Origin of the sequence: Shewanella sp. MBTL60-112-B2 (assembly GCF_019655055.1) — a bacterium.
Lineage (GTDB): Bacteria > Pseudomonadota > Gammaproteobacteria > Enterobacterales > Shewanellaceae > Shewanella.
The window spans coordinates 35,499-57,994 of the sequence record NZ_BPFA01000005.1 but is presented as its reverse complement, the minus strand read 5'-3'; the positions used below and the strand labels follow the sequence as shown (position 1 = coordinate 57,994).

The 22,496-nt window shown below is 42.1% G+C and carries 16 protein-coding genes; 8 read left to right on the top strand and 8 right to left on the bottom strand.

Going from position 1 to position 22,496, the window contains the following annotated elements; genetic code table 11:
* Window positions 1-393: 393 nt before the first annotated feature.
* Window positions 394-2,475, bottom strand: a complete 2,082-nt coding sequence (locus K5Q73_RS04435; RefSeq protein ID WP_220761878.1) for a hypothetical protein — start codon at window positions 2,473-2,475, stop codon at window positions 394-396.
* A 577-nt stretch (window positions 2,476-3,052) separates the two neighbouring features.
* Here K5Q73_RS04435 and K5Q73_RS04430 point away from each other — a divergent pair.
* Window positions 3,053-4,024: a transposase gene (locus K5Q73_RS04430; protein WP_220761876.1), complete on the top strand. Its 972-nt coding sequence runs from the start codon at window positions 3,053-3,055 to the stop codon at window positions 4,022-4,024.
* A 202-nt stretch (window positions 4,025-4,226) separates the two neighbouring features.
* Here the strand turns inward: K5Q73_RS04430 and K5Q73_RS04425 are convergent, their stop codons facing one another.
* The 4 genes from K5Q73_RS04425 to K5Q73_RS04410 all read right to left on the bottom strand — a co-directional run bounded on the left by K5Q73_RS04425 (window position 4,227) and on the right by K5Q73_RS04410 (window position 7,575).
* On the bottom strand, window positions 4,227-5,183 hold the full coding sequence (locus K5Q73_RS04425) for a hypothetical protein (RefSeq protein ID WP_220766132.1): 957 nt from the start codon (window positions 5,181-5,183) through the stop codon (window positions 4,227-4,229).
* Between the two features lie 49 nt (window positions 5,184-5,232).
* A complete protein-coding gene (locus K5Q73_RS04420) occupies window positions 5,233-6,303 on the bottom strand; it encodes a nuclease-related domain-containing protein (RefSeq protein WP_220765385.1) in 1,071 nt (356 codons plus the stop codon).
* A gap of 220 nt (window positions 6,304-6,523) precedes the next feature.
* Complete coding sequence (locus K5Q73_RS04415; RefSeq protein ID WP_220765384.1) at window positions 6,524-6,883, bottom strand: hypothetical protein; 360 nt, start codon at window positions 6,881-6,883, stop codon at window positions 6,524-6,526.
* 131 nt (window positions 6,884-7,014) lie between these two features.
* The gene (locus tag K5Q73_RS04410; protein ID WP_220765383.1) at window positions 7,015-7,575 is read right to left on the bottom strand and encodes an imm11 family protein; all 561 of its coding nucleotides are present in this window, start codon (window positions 7,573-7,575) and stop codon (window positions 7,015-7,017) included.
* A 429-nt stretch (window positions 7,576-8,004) separates the two neighbouring features.
* On the opposite strand from K5Q73_RS04410, the gene K5Q73_RS04405 reads away from it, so the two are divergent.
* Window positions 8,005-9,627, top strand: a complete 1,623-nt coding sequence (locus tag K5Q73_RS04405) for a BCCT family transporter (RefSeq protein WP_374706806.1) — start codon at window positions 8,005-8,007, stop codon at window positions 9,625-9,627.
* Window positions 9,628-9,933: 306 nt separating this feature from the next.
* Here the strand turns inward: K5Q73_RS04405 and K5Q73_RS04400 are convergent, their stop codons facing one another.
* Complete coding sequence (locus K5Q73_RS04400) at window positions 9,934-10,290, bottom strand: hypothetical protein (protein WP_220765381.1); 357 nt, start codon at window positions 10,288-10,290, stop codon at window positions 9,934-9,936.
* Window positions 10,291-10,785: 495 nt separating this feature from the next.
* On the opposite strand from K5Q73_RS04400, the gene K5Q73_RS04395 reads away from it, so the two are divergent.
* Entirely contained in the window at window positions 10,786-11,751 is a 966-nt protein-coding gene (locus tag K5Q73_RS04395) for a tetratricopeptide repeat protein (protein WP_220765380.1), read from the top strand.
* Between the two features lie 102 nt (window positions 11,752-11,853).
* Entirely contained in the window at window positions 11,854-12,258 is a 405-nt protein-coding gene (locus tag K5Q73_RS04390; protein WP_220765379.1) for a hypothetical protein, read from the top strand.
* A gap of 183 nt (window positions 12,259-12,441) precedes the next feature.
* Here K5Q73_RS04390 and K5Q73_RS04385 read toward each other — a convergent pair whose 3' ends face one another.
* Window positions 12,442-12,723 carry a pyrimidine/purine nucleoside phosphorylase gene (locus K5Q73_RS04385; RefSeq protein ID WP_220765378.1) on the bottom strand — a complete coding sequence of 94 codons (282 nt, stop codon included), beginning with the start codon at window positions 12,721-12,723 and terminating at the stop codon, window positions 12,442-12,444.
* Window positions 12,724-13,002: 279 nt separating this feature from the next.
* On the opposite strand from K5Q73_RS04385, the gene K5Q73_RS04380 reads away from it, so the two are divergent.
* Window positions 13,003-16,266, top strand: a complete 3,264-nt coding sequence (locus K5Q73_RS04380) for an HD domain-containing phosphohydrolase (protein WP_220765377.1) — start codon at window positions 13,003-13,005, stop codon at window positions 16,264-16,266.
* 109 nt (window positions 16,267-16,375) lie between these two features.
* Here K5Q73_RS04380 and K5Q73_RS04375 read toward each other — a convergent pair whose 3' ends face one another.
* On the bottom strand, window positions 16,376-17,212 hold the full coding sequence (locus K5Q73_RS04375) for a phosphatase PAP2 family protein (protein WP_220765376.1): 837 nt from the start codon (window positions 17,210-17,212) through the stop codon (window positions 16,376-16,378).
* A gap of 298 nt (window positions 17,213-17,510) precedes the next feature.
* On the opposite strand from K5Q73_RS04375, the gene K5Q73_RS04370 reads away from it, so the two are divergent.
* From K5Q73_RS04370 to K5Q73_RS04360, 3 genes are all read left to right on the top strand, one after another.
* Complete coding sequence (locus K5Q73_RS04370) at window positions 17,511-18,677, top strand: BamA/TamA family outer membrane protein (protein ID WP_220765375.1); 1,167 nt, start codon at window positions 17,511-17,513, stop codon at window positions 18,675-18,677.
* Window positions 18,678-18,769: 92 nt separating this feature from the next.
* Window positions 18,770-19,495 carry a hypothetical protein gene (locus tag K5Q73_RS04365; RefSeq protein WP_259650832.1) on the top strand — a complete coding sequence of 242 codons (726 nt, stop codon included), beginning with the start codon at window positions 18,770-18,772 and terminating at the stop codon, window positions 19,493-19,495.
* A 327-nt stretch (window positions 19,496-19,822) separates the two neighbouring features.
* Window positions 19,823-22,390 (top strand): hypothetical protein, encoded by a 2,568-nt coding sequence (locus tag K5Q73_RS04360; protein ID WP_220765374.1) that lies wholly within the window; start codon window positions 19,823-19,825, stop codon window positions 22,388-22,390.
* Window positions 22,391-22,496 lie beyond the last annotated feature (106 nt).

The window sequence follows — 22,496 nt, the reverse complement described above, 5'->3', positions numbered from 1 at the left end:
AGCGATTTATCCTACGTAAAAACGTCTACCCCATAGGCCTGAGTTCTTGACTGTAAAGCTAAGAACAACACCTAAAAAGAAAAACCCGAGACTGGTAACAGTGTCGGGTTTTTTAATGGGAAAAATTAGTAAAAATACTCTGCAGGTCTACAGCCTAAAAGCTTAAAGCCACTTCTTGTAAAAGAGCTCTTGGTGAATAGATGAAAGCCCCGATACCTAACGGTATCGGGGCTTTTTCACATGGATGCGATTATCCTCGGAGTATATGGACATACTTAGAGTGGATTTCTGTTTTCTGGCTATCAGAGTGGTTAGTTGCACCGTCGTTCCGGCAATGCTTGTGGGCCGGAATTAAGTGGCTTTGAGGCTAATGAGATCTGCCCCCTTTATCTATTATCTATCGGTAAAAAACTCACATGATTCATTATCTAGGGCAATAGCCCCGGAGGAAGGGGCCGAAAAAGTAGATATATATAGTCCATTTGTTAGCTTAGCTGATGCCGTTCTTTTTAAACTGACTGTATTGCCATGAGCTTCATGAGTTAAGCCATTTAAAAAGTCAGGTTGTTGTTTTTCATCTAAAAAAATAAATCTATTACCTTGTTTAAAGTAAGACTTATAGTACCCATCACTTAATTGGCATTCCTTTTCAGCGGCTTTAGCATTAGTAAATTTTTTAATAATTAAATCTGAACGACCTTTGCTAGGGGAGGTGATGTATGACTGAGTGTAAAACTCAAGAGAGTCTTGAAGGCAGTACCACATTCGATTGACAGCCCGCCCACTTCTTTCTCCTAGTATCTGTATCTGCCTTATACCTTCACATGCTAACCCCATATTAAATAAAGCTGCAGCTTTTTCTTTTTCAGAGGCCGGCAGAGAATATATTACTCTGTGTGATGAGATGATGGCTTTGTTTTTATTACCTATTTTCAAAGATACAATGGCTAAGTTATTTAATGCTCTGACGTTGTAAGAGTCTAATTGTATTACTTCTTCAAATGCTGCGTATGCGGCATCGTATTTCTTTTCAGAATAATAAGATTCGCCTTTTATATTTAGCTTTAATGTCCGAGAATCCAACTCCGGATTGAGCTTTATAGGGACTGGGGTTTTTTTGTTTTTATAATATATAGTTACTGGCTTTATAGGTTGCTTTAACTCCTTTACCTTTGTTTTACTATGGGAGGTATCATAACGTTTATTACAGCCATAATTTTTTTGTTTTTCCAACGCTTCTTTTACCAGATTAGGAAGTACAAACTTATCTTGACCATCGTAAAACACCGTAAAACCATCTTCAGATACTTTATTTTCAGGTGATTTAACAAACCTAAACTCTTTATCACAATCGGGTATAGCGTTAGGTGGAAGTTGGCACCCCTCTGAATTTAATACCTTTGCTTGTTTTTTTAACTTGCCATCTTCGGCTAAATAAAACAGCGCTTCAACGTTAGCTGTAAAAGCCATGTTTGGATTTTGAAAAACATAAGGGAATTTAGGTTGACACTTATTATTAAACGAAAACTCATCATCTTCAGCTTTCAAAGAAAAAGGCTTAACATATCTAGTAATGTACCTTGCGCTTTCTCCTTTAATTGCCTTCATAGCAGTAACTATAAATACTCCTTCACTATCTATGTAGTTTACCGTCTTTACCTGAGTTCTTTTTATTTGATACTGCTTTCTATTTGATAAACTAGGGACGTCTAGAATATCAATCCCGCCAAACCTTGAGATAGTTGTAATTTGTTTATTGTCTTTACTAAAAGCTATTGCTTGTATCCAGTTTTTCAATCCATAAAGTGTTTTCTCACTATCCAAATTTAATGAGATACTCTCTAGTTTCTGCCAAAAGAATATGCCCGAGAGTTTCTTTTCTATTTGCCAAATTTGCACCTTGCCTGTAGTCCCTACAGCTAGAGATTTATCATCTGAACTAACAGCTAAGGATTCAATAACACCATTTGCTTTGTATTCACCAGGAAAGAATTGTTGATTTAACAAATCGTAAGCAAACAGTTTACTGTTGTGAGCTATATAAAGAATTTTCCCGTCATTTGAAAATACTTCAGGTCCTCGCGTCTTAGGGAGCTCTAAAATACTTTTCCCAGTTTTCGAGTTCCATACTTTAGTCATTTCATCAACAGTAGACGAACTAGAAGCTAGCAACTCACCATCATTAGAAGATACCAAGTTACTAATTCGCATTTTATGAGCCTTAATGGTTATCTTCTTATTTAAATCTGAGGCATCTCTTATGTCGATAGTGCCATCTGCCTTCCCAATACTAAAAATTAAGCTTTTTGAGTTAAAATCCAATTTCATGATCTGGTTAGATAATCTATCAATATGGGGAATTGTCGTCCAAAACTCTTGATCAATGTCTTTCTTATAAAATTCCCATCGAGAATCCTTACTTGAATAAGCAAAAAGTAAAAAGGCAATGGTAGATATTAATATGATATGTTTCATAGCATCCTTGGCTAGTTGTGGATAATACTGAAATCTAACGCCTTGTTAACAGACAATAAAATTGTTGTCCACCTCCGGGGGGGTTGTTATAAACAGGGGCAGAGCAAACTTTCCCTAAGCTCTAAATCACTTGCTGCGCACAACCACACTCTAAACAATTCAGCGTGTCACAACCATAGACCCCCATCTTTAATGGCATGTTTTGTTGGTTAAATCTAATATAGATATCAGCCTGCCCACGATTCGTTGAAAGTTTCAATTGGCACGAATTCTATGCCTGTTGGTGAGTGGAGCATGATCTGATTGACGATATCTTTATGATAAAAGGTATGAAAGCCCCATGAGGTATCGCGAAACACCAGTCTTTTGTATAGCGGAGTCTGTTCAAGCTTGTCAGGGTCAATAACAAGTGATAAGTGGGGTCAGAGTCTGGCGAATCCCCACAAAAAGATAAACATAAATAATGAGATAGAAAAAATATAGCCCAATCATAGACACCCATTTTTAATGGCATGTTTTGCAGCCTCTTACTAAGCTTTAACTGTTTATTTAGTTATTGCTTAAGTTGGAGATTGCTATGCCCCGCGCTAGAAGTACGCTTATAAGCTTGGAAGATACGCCTTACTATCACTGCTGTAGCCGTGTAGTTCGTCGTGCTTACTTGTGTGGTGATGATAAATACACTGGTAAGAATTATGACCACCGCCGAGGTTGGGTTGAGGCTCAGATACTCAAGTTAACAGAGGTGTTTGCGATAGATGTGGCTGCGTATGCAGTGATGAGTAATCATCTGCATGTGGTGCTTTATATCGACTTAGATATGGTGAATAGCTGGTCAGATAGGGAAGTCGTTGAACAATGGCATAAATTGTTTAATGGTACTGATTTAACACAGAAGTTTGCTAAGGGGGATGTGATAGAAGAGCACATGGTTGCTACACTCAAGCACCTCATAGCCACATACCGCTCACGCCTTAGTGATATCAGTTGGTTTATGCGTTGCCTCAACGAGCCCATCGCTAGGCAGGCTAACTATGAAGATAACTGCACAGGGCATTTCTGGGAGGGGCGCTTCAAAAGCCAAGCATTACTTGATGAAGCTGCGGTGTTAACTTGTATGGCTTATGTTGAGCTCAATCCTATTCGTGCCAAGATTGCAAAGACCCCTGAAAAGTCTGATTTCACTAGCTTGCAACTTCGAGTGAGCGCAGCCTTAAGGGGTAAACAACCTGCTAAGTTATTACCGTTTATCGGTAATGAGACAAAGCTCCAATCAAAAGGCATTAATTTCTCGCTGCAAGACTACCTCACACTTGTCGACGAGACAGGGCGAATCATTCGTGATGATAAGCACGGTGCTATTTCCCAAAGTGCAGCAAGGATATTGGAAAGGCTTAATATTCCTAGTGAAAATTGGCTCAAGTTGGCTACAGATTTTGGCAAGTTGTTTCATGGTCCCGTTGGGTCATTGCAGGAGTTAACCTATTATTGTGAACACTTGGAGAAGCGTCGAAGGCACTTTGCTAACAGTTGTCAGTTTCTTGGATAGATAACACGGTTAAAGCACACCACCGAATATTACTCATAGCCTTATCGTTTATGCTGGCTTCTTTCGTCTAAATCCTATCATTTTCTGCTCAAATCATGGCTTTTAAAGCTTCTGCGCTATTCGTACTCTTTGGATATGAAAAAATTGAATGCTGATTACTCTTGCAAGCAGCGCTTATTAAAAGAGGTTAATATGTTATTGATTAATAATGGGTGGCTTGGCTTTTTATAGATTTAGAAAATGTCTTGTTATGTATTTCAAGTTCTAAGCTTTCAGATGATATTTTTTCATTGTATGCGGCACTTAGTCCTGCGGTTAAGGCTGCAGGTAGGAGCGTTATTATTCTTTGGTATACTTCGCCATATTGTTTTTCTTGTGAGTTTAACTGTTCCTCTATTTGAATTTTTGATGTATCTAATAATGATTGAAAGTTTGTTTCTGATTTACTGGAAAGCTGCTGCAAATTCTCTTCTAGCTCAGTAATATTAACCTTTAAAGTTGAATAAGTTGATGCTAATTTATCTTTTATTCCTTCTATGTGTTCACTTTCACCTTCATCATTTTCGGTATCGCATCCTAATATCTCATCTCGTAATTCTCGAACTTTAGAATGGTTTGAAGTTATATTCTTTAATATGCCTTGTGTTTTTGAATCAATTTCTTTTATTACCTCTAATCTTGATTCTGCATCATCTAGACGCTCAGCAAGATCATCATTTTTAAGAAGAAGGCTGTTTGTTTCGCTAATTCTTTCTTCTAATTGATCATGAGAAGCTTTTATATCGGCAAATAAAGTTTCACCTTTTTTAAAGGTATCTTCATATGATTTTACTTTCCCATCGAATTTATTTGCAGTTAGTGTAGTAGCATCAAATAAAACATTTAATTCAGTAATTATTTGATTGGCTTCATTGGCAAATGCTTCGGCTTCTTCTTTTGCCTTTTTTACTTTACCTTTGTGTTGTGCTGCGGATCTTGCTGAGTGCAGTGCTTCTTCCTGGCTTTCTGTTGGTTGTTTAATCTTTTCTTTTAATGAGGAAATCTCTTTTTCTTGTGAGTCAATGAGCTTGCGCTGTTGACCCATAAACTCTTCGAGAGGAACCAAACGTTGCCAAAGTCTTCCAATTTCATCTGCATTATTTTTTTCACTTCCAAACATTTTATTTTCCTAGGGATAAAGGCAACTAAAAAAGCTCTGGTAAAATTTGTTAAACTATCATCAGCCCACAACCACACTCTTGGCAATTCAAGGTGTAAATTTCTTGTCGTTTTTTAATTCTTGTATTCTTGCTGCTGCACTGTGGGCAGGCTTGTTTCATCGGCGTGTTTTTAGTGCATTGCTTGCAATTGATGTAATAGCCGAATTTGCCATACATTGGGGCGTAATTCGTTGATTCTCCACAATGTTTGCAGTGCAAAGCTAGCTGTATTACTTGGCTTTTCTCTGTTTCTGTAAGTAATGCGGGGTCTGCTGCTATTGGTTGAGCTGGCATTTGTTGAACAGGTGCTGCGCTAGCTGCTGTTATTGGTGTGTTTGCTAGTGGCGCACTGTTTTGCTCTGTGGCTACTTGGTGTGTTCTTGTTGCTGTTTCTGTGTTTGCTGCCGCATTCGGTGCGATATGTTGCTTGATAAGAAACGAGGCGACAGATTCTAGCTCTTGTTGACTGAAGGCTGGGCGGGTAGCGCTAGTATTTATAAATCTAGCAAATTTACTTTTTAGGTTCATCACCTTGTCTAGCTTTTCTACCAGAAATTCAGATTTTATCAGCTTGTCTGATACCGTTTTGGGCATGGATTTTCTATCGATAATGGCGTCACTCGATACCGCACATAGATGATCCCAGCATCGACCTTTGAAGCCTTGTTGTTTAAAGCCGAGCAATTTGCCTAAAATTTCACTGCGATGGTGCATTAATAGTTCGAGTAATAGGGCTTGTTGCAGCTCTACTTGCTTGATGGGCGAGGGCATACCTTGCCATTTTGTGGTCTTTGCTTGATAAGTGTTTAGGCTGCGCGTCCATTCCTGTTGCTGGTTGACCTTTACCTGCCCTCTGATGCTCTTTGATTCAATCAGTATAAAACCGTAGCTATATACTATGAGGTGGTCTATTTGCGCGACTTCGTCGTTAAAGCGGAATTTGAAGTCGTTGATCACCAGCACTTGTGGGTGGTCTTTGTAAGCGCGGCGCAGAAAAAATGCCACGTTTTGCTCTTGTTGCTGGCCTGCAGTCGCTTGCGCAGATTGCACATTTTGCGGGGATTTAGTTTTCAGAATCATTTATCAATAGCATCCGTTCTACTGCCTAGCTATAAACGATGCGCTAGCAGCTTGATAATTGTTAAGCTTATTTTATCTGCTATTTGGCTGAAAAAGCTACTATAATGAAGGGGTTTTCTAACTTTGAGCTGTTTACTCCACATGATTTGTGGGTCGACAAAGTCAGAGTAGAAATTAGCTCTGACTTTGTATAAGAGAGTAGTTTTTATGGCATTAGCTTCTATTTTGTTTTTTGGAATCTGATAGTCTCAGCTTCATTAGTATATAAACGGTTGTACTGAATGCCTTTTGGGTAAATGTTACCAAGAAAGCTAGGGGCATTTTCTAACTTGCCATTTTTCTTGTCAAAAATGACCATACCTGAGTTATCAACAGAAACTGGAACATTATAACGTTGCTTAGCCTGCATATCGTATATACATGCTCTGACAATGTAAGGAGCCATGCTTGCTCCAATTTTCCATCCACCTAATGGCATATGCCTCTCAAATTGCATCCAAGCATCTAATCCTTTTGAACCGGAGTCTTTGTTAGGATCCTTTTTTGCGTCAATTCGTAGGTGCACAACAGCTAGTGACATAATCATTCCTCTATAACATAAGGTTAAAGAATGATAGCATAAAATAAACTGCTCGCTATACAGGTGTCTTTTTAAATTTCATAACACCCATCTTTAATGGCATGTTTTCTTGGTTAAATCTAATATAGATATCAGCCTGCCCACGATTCGTTGAAAGTTTCAATTGGCACGAATTCTATGCCTGTTGGTGAGTGGAGCATGATCTGATTAACGATATCTTTATGAAAAAACGTATAAAAGCCCCATGAGCTATCGCGAAACACCTGTCTTTTGTCTAGCGGAGTCTGTGCAAGCTTGTCAGGGTCAATAACAAGTGTTTTCATACCTGATATATAGCCCCGTTTGAATCTTTTAAAAATGCTCTGCTCATGACAAATGACGTCGACTTCATGTGCTAATTGCAACATCATGAAATCGTGTTCACCCTGATCAATCAGCTTTATCGGTATCCAGTTCGCACCATACAATTGCTCTAGTTGCATCAAATCAAACAGGCGCTTAGATATAGCCAGTGCGGGCTCTAATAAAACATCTGGGATCTGATACGCTTGTTTGGGCTTATGTGTTGCCACAACCGGTATAGGTTCACTTGGAAAGGTAAACCGAGTGCTGCATGCCGCCTCTTCAAATTCCTCTGCGACTTCATATATTGGCGTCGGCTGGTTTTCTCTTATAAAAAAGTATTCGCTCACCTTTAACCCCGTGTTTTTCATTATTTTTAATCAGGTGTTGATATCGCTTTGTATAGCGATGATTTTACTACGACAAATTCACTAACCCTAAGTAAATACTTAAATTTAAGGAACTGTGTCTAGTTATAAGTCCGATAAGAGATGGCCCTTTAATATCTTGTACATTAAATGCTTGAAATCACTTTTAAATTGAATTAATTCACTGCTTACTAATGTATGTTGCAACTTTAGTGCTGCTAAGTGCGATTTTTATTCGACTTTCGTATGTGTTAAAATATCGCCCCTTTTACAGCCTCAACCTTTGCAAACTTGCTATAAGTCTTTGCAATAGCCGAGGAAAATTCACCGTTCAGCTTAAAATTTGCTGCACTAATTTATAGTGCCGTAGCTCAATATTTAATGGCTGACGACGACAAAAGCGAATACTTAATGTCGAATTTGACACAATCTGTTGAGCGTAAATCAACTGATGAAAATTACCTTGCGGCGCATCCACCAGAGCGAAGTGACGCATCAACCTCCAACGCCTTTGCCAGCCCTGTACTCTGGTTAAGTGGCGGCTTTCTCGTTCTCTTCGTACTGCTTGCTGTTTTCGACACCTCCGCTCTGTCCAACGTCATTCAAGTTGGATTCTCTAAAGTCACCCTATGGTTTGGCCCTTTTTGGCAAGTTCTGCTGCTGGCTAACTTTGTTATTGGTCTCTACTTAGCCTTTGCTAGGACTGGCGATGTTACCTTAGGTAACCTTAAAGCACCGGAAATGGATACCTTTAAATGGTTGGCTATTATCCTGTGTACCCTATTAGCCGGTGGTGGCGTATTTTGGGCGGCTGCTGAACCTATTGCTCACTTTGTCTCTTCACCACCATTTTATGGCGAAGCTGAAGGCCGCCGATTGGCAATCAATGCATTATCACAATCATTCTTGCATTGGGGCTTCTTAGCTTGGGCGATACTCGGTAGCTTAGCGGCAATCGTATTGATGCACTTGCACTACGATAAAGGTTTGCCATTGCAACCTCGCACTTTGCTGTACCCCATTTTTGGCGATAAAGCGCTTAATGGCTGGATTGGTACCTTAACCGACACATTCTGTATTATTGCAGTCGCCGCTGGCACAATTGGTCCTATCGGTTTCTTAGGGTTACAGATCAGCTACGCACTTAACGAACTATTTGGTGTTCAAGACACCTTAATGACGCAAAGTCTAGTGGTGGTGTTTGCCATCGCTATGTATACCTTGTCGGCATTGAGTGGCCTTAGCCGCGGCATTCAGTTAGTCAGCCGCTACAACATTCTACTTTCAGTTGCGCTCATTATCTTCATTCTATTATTTGGCCCTACCAGCTTCATAGTTGACGGTTACTTGCAGGGCGTAGCAAGAATGGTGAATAATTTTGTTCCTATGTCGCTTTACCGTGGCGATGCCAATTGGCTCAGTTGGTGGACGGTATTTTTCTGGGGCTGGTTTATTGGTTATGGCCCTATGATGGCTATTTTTATTGCGCGCATTTCTCGTGGGCGAACGATTAGACAATTGATCCTGTCGATTTCTATTATCGCACCGCTTATCACTTGCTTCTGGTTCAGTGTGGTGGGGGGCTCAGGCCTCGCGTTTGAGCTCGCTAACCCTGGTGTTATTGCTAATGCATTTGAAGGCTTTAACTTACCAGGAGTGTTGCTGGCGATTACTTCGCAGCTGCCGATGCCGACCCTGATCGCGATACTGTTTTTGATCCTCACTACTACTTTTATTGTCACCACGGGTGATTCTATGACCTATACCATTAGTGTGGTTGTTACAGGTTCAACCGAGCCAAGCGGCGCGATGCGTGCGTTTTGGGGGATATTAATGGGGCTAGTGGCTATCGCATTGATTGCGATGGGCTCAGGTGGGATCTCTGCCTTGCAATCCTTCATTGTTATCACCGCCGTTCCGGTCTCTTTCGTGCTACTTCCTACCTTGTGGCAAGCACCTAAAATGGCAAAAGTGATGGCGGAGCAGCAATTTGGTAAAGCCTTGCTGGATCACAAGCCAAACGCTGGTAGGTAGCGTTATAGTTATTGGTATTACCGGCAAGTATTTTGGGTTAACCTCCAGAGCATAAATTGCTTTGCTAAGCCTCGTTACTGAATGGTATCGGGGCTTTTTTATGTGAAGTGCTGGGGGCTGTTGCGCTTTCAAAGGGGGCAAAAGGAGGGGCAAAGGAGTATTTGGATTTAGCGACACTTGCAGCCATCTTAGTTGGAACAGTGGCTTTAGATGCAAGCTATTGAGCTATTGAGCTATATGTGCTGTTTATGCGTTGTAGTAGGGCGATGCTGTTAATAAAAGCATTACAGCTGTAAGCAGGCTGATTTACATCTCTTCAGTGACAGTGCACATAGCTGTAAACGCAGGTTGGTCTGCAACTTGTACTGTGGCGAGCAGCTCGTGATCTGCTAGTGGGTATTGAGTGTACGCAATATAGGTTGGTGTTTCGCTAATATCTTGGCCATCAACGCCGTCTATGCGGTAGATGTTATTCATGATCGGTGACGTGTAACTGCCATCAATCGTTACTAATGCCTGATTTGAACGCAAGATCTCAATATTCTTCATAATGATATCGTCGCTGCCTTTGACCTTACAGATAAGATCACCTGCTTGGGCTACGCCGCCTAGTGCTGCGATGCTGATGGTTGAACTGATTAATAGTTTGCTCAGTGTATTCATTCAATCTTGCCTCATTAGTTTGTTTATTGTCTGCACTCATACAAATTGGCAATATATGCTGTTAAGTTGGGCGCCTAATTGTGTTGCTAATACAGGTATTTCAAATGCCTATTTAGCAAGGGTAACTAATATGAGCGGCCTATTGCAATAATAGTTCCCTCTTATGTGCTGTCAATTTGGCATGTTGACAATCTAAATGAATAAATGAGACTTGAGTGCGTTTTTTGCTAGTAAGCAATGAGATGCTAGTGCGTAATGAGCTATTTATTAAAGAGCTGAATTGGATGTGTGGGAGCAGGAGTAAAACCTATTTTATATAAGCTTTACTCTGTGGTTACTGCGCTAACAAGATCGGTTATCTTGCTGCTATACATTGAGCCTGGACTTTGCTTTAGTACTCAGAGTTTTTATTGTTAATATAGGGCGACTATGCCAAGACTTTTCTTTTGTCGTTTTTGCTTTTCTATGTCTGCGAAGCAAAGCTTCGGAGCCTGTTTGCTAGCAATATTAGCTTTAATCGGTTGTAGCAGCCAGCAAGGCGTGGAGCCACCACAGGTCAATGAATTTCAGTCAAAATTATTTGATCCTTGGTGTGATTATGCCGTGGCGGGGCAAGCCGATATTGTGACTCAAGAGTGCATCGACAATGCTAACCAAGGTGACGTGAACGCAGCGACTAATCTGGCTTACTTGTATGCCAAAGGTATGCTGGTAGAAAGAGATATTCACCGGGCTATGGACTTTTATCGAATAGCGGCAGAAAAAGGTATGCCGGAGGCGCAATACTCTCTAGCTGAGATGTACCGCAGCGGCAGAGCCGGTGAGGCTAAGCCTGTTCAGGCCCGCTATTGGTACCAGCAGTTGGCCAGTCAAACTATTGATCCTCAATATCCAAGGCATCAAGTAGATGCGCAATTTATGCTTGGGTTAATGTACTTTGAGGGCAATGGTGGTGACGTTGATTTAAGCTGTGCGGAGTATTGGTTAAAGCTGAGTAGTCATAACGGCCACAGTGAGGCGCCATATAGAGTGGGTGAGATCTATTTAAATGAATACAAGTCACCACAACAAGCGATAGAGTGGTACCAGCTGAGTGCTGAGCGAGGCTTTGCCCCAGCGATGGGTCAATTAGGAACTATTTATTTAGAAGGTTTATTGGGAAAGGTCGACAGCGTTAAGGCTGAGCAGTGGCTTTTACAAGCGGCAACGAGTGGCTTGGTTGAAGCGCAAGTTGATTTAGCGACAATTGAATATAACGGTGTTAATGGTCAGCCTGATTTCATTAAGGTGTATGTTTGGTTAGCTGCCGCCCAGCATCAAGGTAATAAAATTGCCGCGCAGCGATTAGCATTTATCACTGATAAGCTTAATGGGTCGCAGTTAAAGCAGGCGAAAGCGATGAGTCAGCGCTGTATCCAGAGTCAATTTCAACAGTGCCAAGCTTCCACTTTGGTAAATTAGTCGCAAATATTAACTTTCGATTTTTAATCTAGGCCTCAGGTTAGCTGATTATTATGGGGCGATTTATTATCTATTTTTGTCGATATAAGAGGGATTTGCATCTTGGATACACATAATACTAAAGAGACTCGTCGCAAGCCTTTAATTGCTCTTGGAGTCGTAGTTTCTATCGTGGCGCTGTTCGCAGCCTTAGTGATGGTGATGCCGAAAGGATTTAAGGCTACCCATGAAGAGATTGGCACCGGTAAGCCTGCTATTGTGTTCGTTTATGATAATGGTTTAGCGATGAGTAATAGCCAGACAGAGCAGATGAATGAGGCGCGTGATTACTTGGGCGACGCTGTCCATTTTCTTATTGCAACAACGGGCACCCCTGAGGGCGATAAACTGATCCGCCAACACCGAGCAGACTCAGCAGAGCTGTTACTGTTTGATGCGTCAGGCAAGCTTACAAAAAGGCAATATGGCTTGAAAACTGCGGGTGAGCTAGTGAATTGGGTACAGTAAGCTAACTATCACTAGGTATAAAAAGCGATTAATAAAAGTGTCTAATAACAGCGAATAGTAAAAGTTACCGAAGAGGCTCTAGTAAATAATTTGTAGTAGCAAATAACCATCCACCTTGACCCATCTTATGGGGTAATCAGTGGATGGTTTACTTGTTTTACAGCTAAGGCACTTGAGTGCTAGTTAGCCGTAGATGCAAAGGTATGCAGTTTGGGTTGCTACTTTGACTTGAAACTTAGCATCGCCGATCACATCAAACTGTTCACCAGCGCTGAAGGTTTGCCACTCAGTTTGGCCCGGTAATAGTACCGTAAGCGCGCCAGAGATCACTTGCATCACCTCTGGTGCAGCAGTTCCGAATTCATACTCGCCAACTTCCATTACACCTACCGATGCTGGCTTGTCAGCACCGTTAAAAGAAATAGACTTAACCTGACCTTCAAAATATTCATTTACAGCTAGCATTATTATTCCTCGTGATAAGAATGTTGAGCACAGGCTAAACAGCCTGAATCTAGGCCCTGTGGCTCAGCGGCGGGATATTATCACCAATTGCATTATTACCAAAAGCTGAAATTGACAGTGATTAGTTGTGCAAGAGTAGTAATAGAACATAAAGATTATTAGCGTATAAGTCGGGTAATTTTATCCATTATTTCAAAGCTTAATGCTACTCGCGTTGACTTGTTGCGGCTCTGTTATAGAATGTTATTTTCAAGGATTGAATAATAGAGTTGGAATACTATGGGTGGCTTGGACAAGATCAGTAATAAGCGATTTACCATTCGGGTGACTGTGGTGGGGATCTTTATTTTAGCTACCATTCTAACCGCATCGATAGCCATTGGTTTGCAATATTACTTTAGCAAGAACATGGCTACTGATGCCGCCGTTAACCTCTATAATCACACCGCCAATAATACCAGCAACTACCTCACTCAAGTTGATAAACGCGCAATCAATACCACTCATCTGCTTTCAAATTTCGATAATATCGTCATCGATGGCGCCTTTAATCCTGAAGTTAGGCAGGCATTTGCCGATGTCATGCAGATCAACCCCTTGTTTTATGGCATCTATGTGGGTATGCCAAATGGTGACTTCTATGAGCTAATCAACTTAAATGCTCATCCCATAATAAGAAAGCAGCTTAATGCATCTCATCTAGACCGTTGGGTACTCATTAGCATCAGCGGTGAAGGCGAACTACGTCAAAAAGAGCAGTCTTATCTCGATGCTCAGTTTAATCTGCGGGTGAGCCACAGCGAACCGAGTGACTATGATGCTAGGGTAAGACCTTGGTTTGTGGACGCTAAGCCCCATGTCGTTTCTAAGACTGAACCCTATCTGTTTCAGCACTTACAATCTCCGGGGCAAACCTATTCGATTGCGTTAGACGATAGCGAAGTCGTACTTGCCTTAGATATTGCTCTTTCTACCTTGTCTGATTATTTGTTGATGCAGGGCGGAGGAGCTGAAGAGTTTGATGATAAAAAAATCTATCTCTATAAACAGAGTGGTGAGTTGATTGCATCGAATCAAGATAGAAAAACAAGCGTTGAAATACCAGAGTCTAAACCGCTTGCGTTAACTGCTAAGCAGCGAGCCTTGATAGAAAGTACTGAACCCTTGTTAGTTTCTAATGAAACCGATTGGGCACCGATAGACTTTGCTATTTCAGGCATGCCTCAAGGTTATAGTGTCGATCTACTAAATCTGGTGGCTGATATGACAGGGTTAGAGTTGCGCTACATTAATGGTTTTAGCTGGAAGGAATTGACCGACAGCTATAACGCTGGCGAGCTAGATATGCTGCACTCTGTAATAAAAACTGACGAAACGCGGTTACTCGGTGAGTTTAGTGAGCCGTTTCTTGAGCTCCCTTATGCACTGGTTACTCAGCTTGGGACGCCTGAAATTACTCATATTGAGCAGCTAAATGGTAAGCAAGTTGCTATTCCCTCTGGTTGGTCGATTATCGAGGTGATTAGGCAGAATTATCCGTTAATTGAGATTGTTGAAATGCCTTCTACCTATGCCATATTGCATGCGGTTGAGGAGGGCGCGATTTTTGCTGCGCTCGATAGCAGTATTATTTTGCACTACACGGCTAAGCAGTTTTTTGTTAAGCACATTCAATATCATGAACAACTTGATTTCTCTCCGCTAGAGCTTAACACCGGATTACATGTTGTGATGCCGAGTCAGGACTCAGGCATTATAGAAGTGATAAATCTAGCGCTTGCTAATATTACAGCAGAGCAAAAACAAGCATTAGGAGCTAAGTGGTTTGGTGGAGGGATTAAGCAGACACTATTGACGCAGGGAACCGTTCCATATGAGGCGTTGATAGATCTGGCCCGTGAGCCCAAGAATCAAAATAGACTGATCCGCCGAGATCTAAATGGTGTTGAAGAGTTCCTCTACGTCACCCCTCTTAGAGCTCCTTCTGCCGGAAGTGAGCCCTCAGCTATAGGTAAAGAGCCTTCAGCGGGAGATGAAGAGCTCTCAGCTGAAAGCCAAGAGTACTTCGCGATTGTGGTGCCAACCAATCAACTGCTTGCAACCAGCGTCGAAAAAGTACTGCATTCAATTTTGCTCACCAGTATCTGCTTATTGGTCATCTTGCCAGTCTCCTGGCTGTTCTCATCACCGATAATTCGCCCAGTAAAGTTGTTAGCTATTGAAAATGATAAGATAAAAAACCGTCAATATGATGAGGTGAAGCGAGTTGAAACGAACATCAAAGAGCTAGATGAATTGGCGCACTCTATGATGGATATGTCGAATTCGATTAAGGTGTACGAAGAGAACCAAAAGGAGTTGATGGAGTCATTTATCAGGCTGATAGCGCAAGCGATTGATGATAAGTCTCCTTATACCGCAGGGCACTGTAATCGCGTACCAGAGCTTGGCTTGATGTTGGCTGAGGCGGCACAGAAATCAGAGACGACCCCGTTTAAAGATTTTAAATTTAACTCCGATGATGAGCAGCGAGAATTTAGAATCGCCGCCTGGCTGCACGATTGTGGCAAGATCACTACACCCGAATATATCGTCGATAAGGGCACTAAGCTCGAAGCCGTTTATAACCGCATTCATGAGGTTAGGATGCGCTTTGAAGTGCTGTGGCGTGACGCCGAGATAGACTCTCTTAAGCGGCGTTCTTCTGGGGAAGAGTCCAATGAGTTTTATCATGCTGAGCTGGTTGAAAGACGAAATCAATTACTCGCAGACTTTGAATTTATTGCCAAAGCCAATGTTGGCGGCGAATTTATGGACCAAGAGTCGAAAGAGCGTCTCGCTCAGCTCGCCAGTATCACTTGGCAGCGCCACTTTGACGATAGGCTGGGTCTCTCTCCTGTTGAGGAGCTTAACCTTAGCGAACGAGAAGATGAGGATGTTTATCCAGTGACCGAGCCGTTATTAAGTGATAAACCTGAGCATATTATCAAGCGGATCAACAAGGTAGAATTTGACCCTAAGTTTGGTATTAAGATGGCGATCCCTGAATATCAATATAACTTGGGTGAACTCTATAACCTCACTATCTCTCGCGGCACCTTGACCGCAGAAGATAGGTTTAAGATTAATGAGCATGTCACCAGCACCATTAAGATGCTGGAGAACTTACCGTTTCCGCCTGAGCTTGCAAGGGTGCCGCGTTATGCCTCGACCCACCACGAAACCTTAAAAGGCACGGGGTACCCACGTAAGCTCAGTGCTGAAGACCTATCTATCCCAGAGCGGATTTTAGTAGTGGCCGATATATTCGAAGCGCTAACCGCCGCCGATAGACCCTATAAAAAAGCTAAATCTCTTAGCGTTGCTATTGATATCTTGTATAAGATGGCGCTCGATGAACACTTAGATATGGATATCTTTAAGTTGTTCCTCTCAAGCGGGATCTATTTGGAGTACGCCAATAAATTCCTCGCGCCAGCGCAGATAAATGAGGTCAATGTGGCCAAGTATTTACAGTCTGAGTCGGTAAGTGAGAGCGCTTAATACTGCTTGTCTCGCATGATCACTGCAACAAATAGGTAGGCTAGCCAGGTTGGTAATATCAACTCTGGCTGTAAGCTAAATACTGTCGGGCTTACTTAAGCCGTTTCTCTTATGCATTGTGAAATAATACCTTAGAGCTACGTTGATTGAACATATAGCTGATATAAAGGCAAAGCGCTGCTGACACGAGATAGAGCTTTTGAAGGCTATCAACAATAGGCTGGTGCGGAAATTCATTTTTATTGATTAAGCTTAAGCTGCCAAGTAGTAACAGCAACGCTGAGAGAATTAAAAGCCGTGTATTTTTAGGGAGTAATGACTCTCTGCACAAGTATGCTGCGACATAAATACTACTCCAGCCAATAATAGCTCCCAAGGCGACATCTATTGGCCAGTGAGCGCCAACGGCAATTCGCGATAACCCAACGATAGTCGCCAGAGAGACAAAGAATACTCGACTTAATCGTCTTTTAGAGGATAGGAATACGATACCTGCTAGCAGGAATATCGTGGCGGTATGGCCAGATGGAAAGCTTTTACTGTGGCGAGCATCGCCAATAATATTTATCTGCGTTAACAAGGCTGCGGGTCGTGATGCATCAAAGTAACTTTTGAGTAAATGAGTCACAACGAGGCAGATTATGGCGGCTAAAATGGCGCGTAAGATCCAAGCAGGCTTGAAGCAAAGTATGATCACCAATAAGCTGCCAGTGACAACACCATTTCCCATGTCGGTAATGCTAGCGAGCAACTCAGGGCTAAATTGCTGACTGGCCTGATTAATGCTCCAGAAATAGCTACTGTTAACACTTTCTTTCATCATCAGTAAAAATGCTCCGCAGAGCGCCAATAGCGTCCATAAAAAAGTGATATCATGAATGACTGGATGAGCTGGGATTGGGTGATGAGTTCCCTGATGGTTAAAACTGAGTCCGAATTTATTCATACCTACCTCTTAATGAATCTGAGTTTTGAGCATGTTATTGCTTGGCAGGTGAAAGAAATGTCATCTTACAATGAGCAATGATATTTAGGTGGCAGAGAGTGGAATGGGATGTTCCAGTGACTAACACTATTGTCAATAGCGACTTAAACCAGAGGACACATTAATCTTTTGAGTCAATTCGATTCTGACATTTATAACTGATTAATCCTTAATCAAAAAAAGTCATTGTTGAATACTCTTGTAATGGTAGAATGCCGCCCCTTAATTCCCATTATCTTCGTTACTGATTAGAGTATTTATGAAACGGATTTTGTTGTTATCCCTGTTGGCCTTATCTCATCAAGCCGCGGCAGTTGAACCTTTATTTGAAACACCTAAAGATATGCAGCCGACTTGGGTTGATGACATCTTGTCGGTGTTTGGTGCTGATGGTGAGTTTGATGAAACTAAGCCTATCGATATGAGCTACTTACCAACGGCCTATTACACGCCTGAGAAGAAGTTTGGTGTAGGTTTACTGATGGTAGGCTTATATAAAACCGATGGTTCAGCGAGTGACGAACAGCCATCATCCTTGGTATTAAATTCCTTTGTTTCAATGAATAACTCTTATGGTGTTGAAGTTGAAAACATGACGTTTTTCAACGGCGGTAAGCAGCGTTTACAGCTGGGACTAGAGCTGCACAACGAGGCGGCGGTTTATTACGGCCAGGGTATAGAACAAGGTAATATCGACGCTAATCACCACGAATTTGAAGAGCAGTTATATAGCTTCAAGCCACGCTGGATGACTGAAGTTGCCAATAACTATTTTCTAGGTATTGGAGCTGACTTTACCTACGCTAGCGCTGAAAAATTAGAGCTGGTGGAAACGGGCATGCCTGTGGACTCAGCTGATATTTTACCAAACAATTTCAGCTCGGGTGTAGTGGTTACCAGTATCTATGATTCGCGTGACTATCGTTTAAATGCCACTAAAGGTTGGTTATTCCAAATTGATGCCGGTCTCTATCAAAACGATGAATACTCAAGCTTTTCGACTTACGATCTTGAGCTGGCTAATTATATCGACCTAAGCTCAACCTCTTTGTTGAGTTCGGCGCCGGGTTTAATCGCTTGGCAAGTGCAAGGCCACTTTACCGATGGCGACGTACCTTGGAACATGCTGCCTGACTTAGGTGGCTCTGGGGCGATGCGTGGCTACATTAAAGGTCGCTACCGCGACAAGCAGATGATGATGGGCCAAGTAGAGTATCGCTTACCGATTTTCCAGCGTTATGGCATGGTGTTTTGGGGCGGAGTGGGCAGCGTGGCTGATAAGATGAGCGACTTAAATGAAGAGTTGCTAACCTCATACGGCACAGGTTTCCGATTTAAAATCAAAGATAATATTAACTTGCGCCTCGATATTGGTGTGGGCGAAAACGAGACTAACTTCTATCTTAATGTGAACGAAGTATTCTAATCATGACTGGGTTATTTGCTGCAGTGGCCAAATCTATGACTAAGTCTATAACTAGGTTTATGACTAAATCGATAACTATGTTGAGTGCGTCTATGAGAGTATCCGCGTTGGTGTTTTTGTTTGTAGCTAATAGCACTCAGGCTGCTGACGTTGCCGTATCTGGTGAGGTGCAGCAAGTAGAGACGCAGTGTAGTCGTCATGCTGATTACGATATTTACCTCAGCGGCATACATACGGGCACTATGAGCAGAACCGAAACATGGCGCGGTAAAAGCGCAGTGGTCAGCTCAAACAGTAAAGCCAGTATCTTAGGCATAGGCACTCAGTACCAACAAAGTGCTGAGCTAGTTTGGTCGGATGAAAGCAGTGAATGGATCACCGAAAAGTTTCATCAAAAAGTGACGGGCTTTCGCGCCAGAGACATGTATGCCAGCTTTAGCGATAACGGCCGCGTATCAAAGGTTGATGTTGATGGCGATATTGAAGGTTACCGCTCTGATGACACTCCACTGCGTGACGTAGACACCTTGGCGATTCAAATGCGTGAGTTTCTAATGCTAGGTCGGCAGCAGTTTCGTTTAATCAGGCAGGCATCTGACGCCATTGAGCCTTATCAATATTATGTGCAAAAACCGATTAGCAAGAATATTGCGCCTTGGGGTGAGTTAAGTTTAATTCCGGTAACGCAAACTGGCGCCGAAGAGGTAACTTACTATTTTGCGCCGGCTATGGATTATCAACTCATTCAAGCTCGCTATCACGGCATCATACTGCGTGGCCTTATCGAGCTTAATCAATACAGCTCGTCTTGTGGCTAAGCTTCTTTTATAGGTGGCCTTATCCTTGGGTAAGGTTATTTATTATAGTTGCACTGATTTCAAGTTCACATCAACTTATCAATGACTTCAGCAACTACAGTTGCTACCTAGGTACAGAATCATCATTGTTTATTGCTAGATTAATTGAAAGTAAGATCTCACTGTCTTTAACCTTCCAATACTTGCTCCGCTGCATAATGTATGTAATTCCTAATTATCTGATTTATAAGCGCATTAGGCGTTGATTGTTCAGGCTGTTACAGCTATGTTACAGCTTGGTGTGAGGTTTATGGATACTCACTTTAACTAATTATGTGGGTTTTAAGGATGAAAAAAACACTAATTGCAGTAGCCATTATGTCATTAGTCGCTTGTGGTGGCGGTGATGACACGACACAAGCGCAACACAATACAATTCCGCAGATGTTGATATCAGATGGCATTGACCATGACTTGATATTAGGTCAAGAAAATAACACGTTGCCGTTAGCTACATACTTCAACGACGCTGATGGTGATGTATTGAGTTACCAGTTATTGGGTACTGATTTAGATGTGATGATCAGCGGTGCATCACTGACTTTCGGCTCGGCAATAACTGCGGGGGTCTATGATGTTCAAGTCATCGCGCTTGATGAGCAGGGGGCGCAATCTCAGCCTCTTACTATTAAGTTAAATGTCATTAATCCCGCCATCCCAGGTTTGACCGTTAATGGCGCCAATAAGGCCTACCTTGCTAATGAGGTTGTGACTCTCGCCGTTAAGTTGGGTGAAGAATCTAATTATCCACTTTCGTATTCTTGGGTACAAGAAACAGGGCAGGCTATTGAGGTCGTCAATACTGACTCGGCAACCCTTGAGTTTAGTGTTCCAGGTGGTATTAGTGCGCAAGCAATAAGTTTTAAGTTAGCTCTTGAGTCTGATTATGCCAGCTATTCTGAGAGTGTTAATCTTGCCGTTTACTCTCCATTGGTAATAGATACGGTAGACACTGTGCTGACGGCCTTTGGTGAGCGAGTTAGGTTGACAATCTCAGGCGGTAACAATAACAGCCTGAATTTTACTAGCTCTGACGAGATGATAGCTAAAGTGGATCAGAATGGTGAAATTACCCCATTGAATGCTGGTGTTTTCGCTCTTAGGGTTGCTCAAGAAAGTGTAGGTTTGTTCCCAGCCCTTAATGCCGAAGTGAGTCTAGTTGTTGCTGACCCCGCTGACCTTAAGATTTATTTGGATGTTCCATTGCAGGTCACCAATGGCGTGAGCAGCTTTGTGGCATCGAATGCCCCAGCTATGGGGGAAGGCAAAGACACCAGCTTGACTACTTTTGCCAAAGTTAAATTTGATGATAAAGAGCGGATCACTGAACTGGAAAATGTTGACGGGGTGTGGAGTGGAGTTTTGTTGCAAGTCCCCGCCGATAAATTGCTAACATTAACAACCTATAGTGTCGATTTTGCGGGGCAAGAAACTTATCAGCAGTTTAAAGAGCTAACCCTAGCGAAAGAGGGAGAGCAGAAAGTACAAGTGCAGCAAGTCGCTGTCGAGGCTGAAAGCATAGTGTTAACGCCAATCGATCGCTGTGATAACTATGTGGATGATCGAGGCAATATTTACCCGATATCGATGCAGGAAAGTATCGATGGTTCAGGGGCTAGACTCCAAATGTGGGGTTATGAAATTGATCAGCAATTTATTCGTCATCACGATTGCCAACCGGCTTACATTCAATACTTTATTTCCGGAAATTTATCGGAGCAAACACACTTCTTGTATGGGGTAAATCACAATAACGGTCAGATTTCGTATCGCAGTTATTATGATGCGCTAGATGCTTCAGGCGAGCCTATTAAGAAAATTGAGTCCCGCGAAGATGAGAATGGGCACAGCCTAGTGTTAGATGATCAACCTTCAACCAACGAGTATTACCCTAGCGGTAGGATCCGAGTTAAACAATGGACTGCTGGTGCTGCTGAGTTATTTGTCCGTGCATTTGGTCCAGATTTAATTACTTATGCCGATGATGATGCATCAACATACAGCAGTATGGCTTGGCATGATGCTGAACAGACCCGTGAAAAAGAGAAGGTATTTAATCCCGATGGTAGTCCGCAGTGGTGTAGCTATTTAGACCCAAACACTAAACAAGACGTCCTTTACACTCGCTGTGAGTTTGATAATGGCGCAGGGGACATTAAGACAGAGCTCGATTTAGATCATCAATATGGCATCGATATCAATGCTCAACCTATCATTGAACCCATTGATGAATGCCAGCATTTTATTGATGAGGACGGTACGGTTTATCCCATTCAGCAGCAAACTGATGACTCGGGAAATGTTACAACGGGCTATGTTAAGAATGGCCAGTATACCTATCATAACCAGTGTGCACCGGCTATGACTCGATTTTATGCATCGGGTAACCCTGAACATGCATGGACATTTCGCAAAGGAATAAATACTGACCCTGATAGCTATACCTCGTTTGCTTATTACGATCTTTTAGATGAGCAAGGTAAGCCTATACTTGAGATGGAGTCTAAGATTGAAAATGAATTATATGTCATACAGTTAGATGCCCCCTCGGTGGTTAAGTATTTCACTAATGGTGATATTCAATATCAAGCTTGGATGCTAACCAATGACTCAGGTGACTGGGTTTATGGGCGTGATGCTGGGCCAGATGTGATCACTTATGGTTACGGCACAAATGGTTACCAGCAAAAAAGTGTTTATTGGTATAGCGAGACTGGACATAGGCTGAAGCGTAAAGACTTCGACTCAGAAGGTGAGCTTGATATTTGTCATTACTACCAGCTCGATCAATTGGTACAGTCGGATGAGACATGTTTGAATGAATCAGAATTAGACATCGAATTCGAAATTCAATAATCACTATTTAGTCACGTCATTTTTAAAAAGGCCGAGGGATTTTCACTTGGCCTTTTTGCTGTTTAGTGGACAGCCATAGAGGCAGCTTAATAAAGGCTTAAATTGT

Excerpts from the sequence above, each read along its gene's own strand:
- K5Q73_RS04365 (WP_259650832.1), top strand. The coding sequence starts at position 18,770 with ATGAGAGTATCCGCGTTGGTGTTTTTGTTTGTAGCTAATAGCACTCAG.
- K5Q73_RS04375 (WP_220765376.1), bottom strand. The coding sequence starts at position 17,212 with ATGAATAAATTCGGACTCAGTTTTAACCATCAGGGAACTCATCACCCA.
- K5Q73_RS04405 (WP_374706806.1), top strand. The coding sequence starts at position 8,005 with ATGTCGAATTTGACACAATCTGTTGAGCGTAAATCAACTGATGAAAAT.
- K5Q73_RS04435 (WP_220761878.1), bottom strand. The coding sequence starts at position 2,475 with ATGAAACATATCATATTAATATCTACCATTGCCTTTTTACTTTTTGCT.
- K5Q73_RS04425 (WP_220766132.1), bottom strand. The coding sequence starts at position 5,183 with ATGTTTGGAAGTGAAAAAAATAATGCAGATGAAATTGGAAGACTTTGG.
- K5Q73_RS04420 (WP_220765385.1), bottom strand. The coding sequence starts at position 6,303 with ATGATTCTGAAAACTAAATCCCCGCAAAATGTGCAATCTGCGCAAGCG.
- K5Q73_RS04430 (WP_220761876.1), top strand. The coding sequence starts at position 3,053 with ATGCCCCGCGCTAGAAGTACGCTTATAAGCTTGGAAGATACGCCTTAC.
- K5Q73_RS04370 (WP_220765375.1), top strand. The coding sequence starts at position 17,511 with ATGAAACGGATTTTGTTGTTATCCCTGTTGGCCTTATCTCATCAAGCC.
- K5Q73_RS04400 (WP_220765381.1), bottom strand. The coding sequence starts at position 10,290 with ATGAATACACTGAGCAAACTATTAATCAGTTCAACCATCAGCATCGCA.
- K5Q73_RS04360 (WP_220765374.1), top strand. The coding sequence starts at position 19,823 with ATGAAAAAAACACTAATTGCAGTAGCCATTATGTCATTAGTCGCTTGT.
- K5Q73_RS04385 (WP_220765378.1), bottom strand. The coding sequence starts at position 12,723 with ATGCTAGCTGTAAATGAATATTTTGAAGGTCAGGTTAAGTCTATTTCT.
- K5Q73_RS04380 (WP_220765377.1), top strand. The coding sequence starts at position 13,003 with ATGGGTGGCTTGGACAAGATCAGTAATAAGCGATTTACCATTCGGGTG.
- K5Q73_RS04415 (WP_220765384.1), bottom strand. The coding sequence starts at position 6,883 with ATGTCACTAGCTGTTGTGCACCTACGAATTGACGCAAAAAAGGATCCT.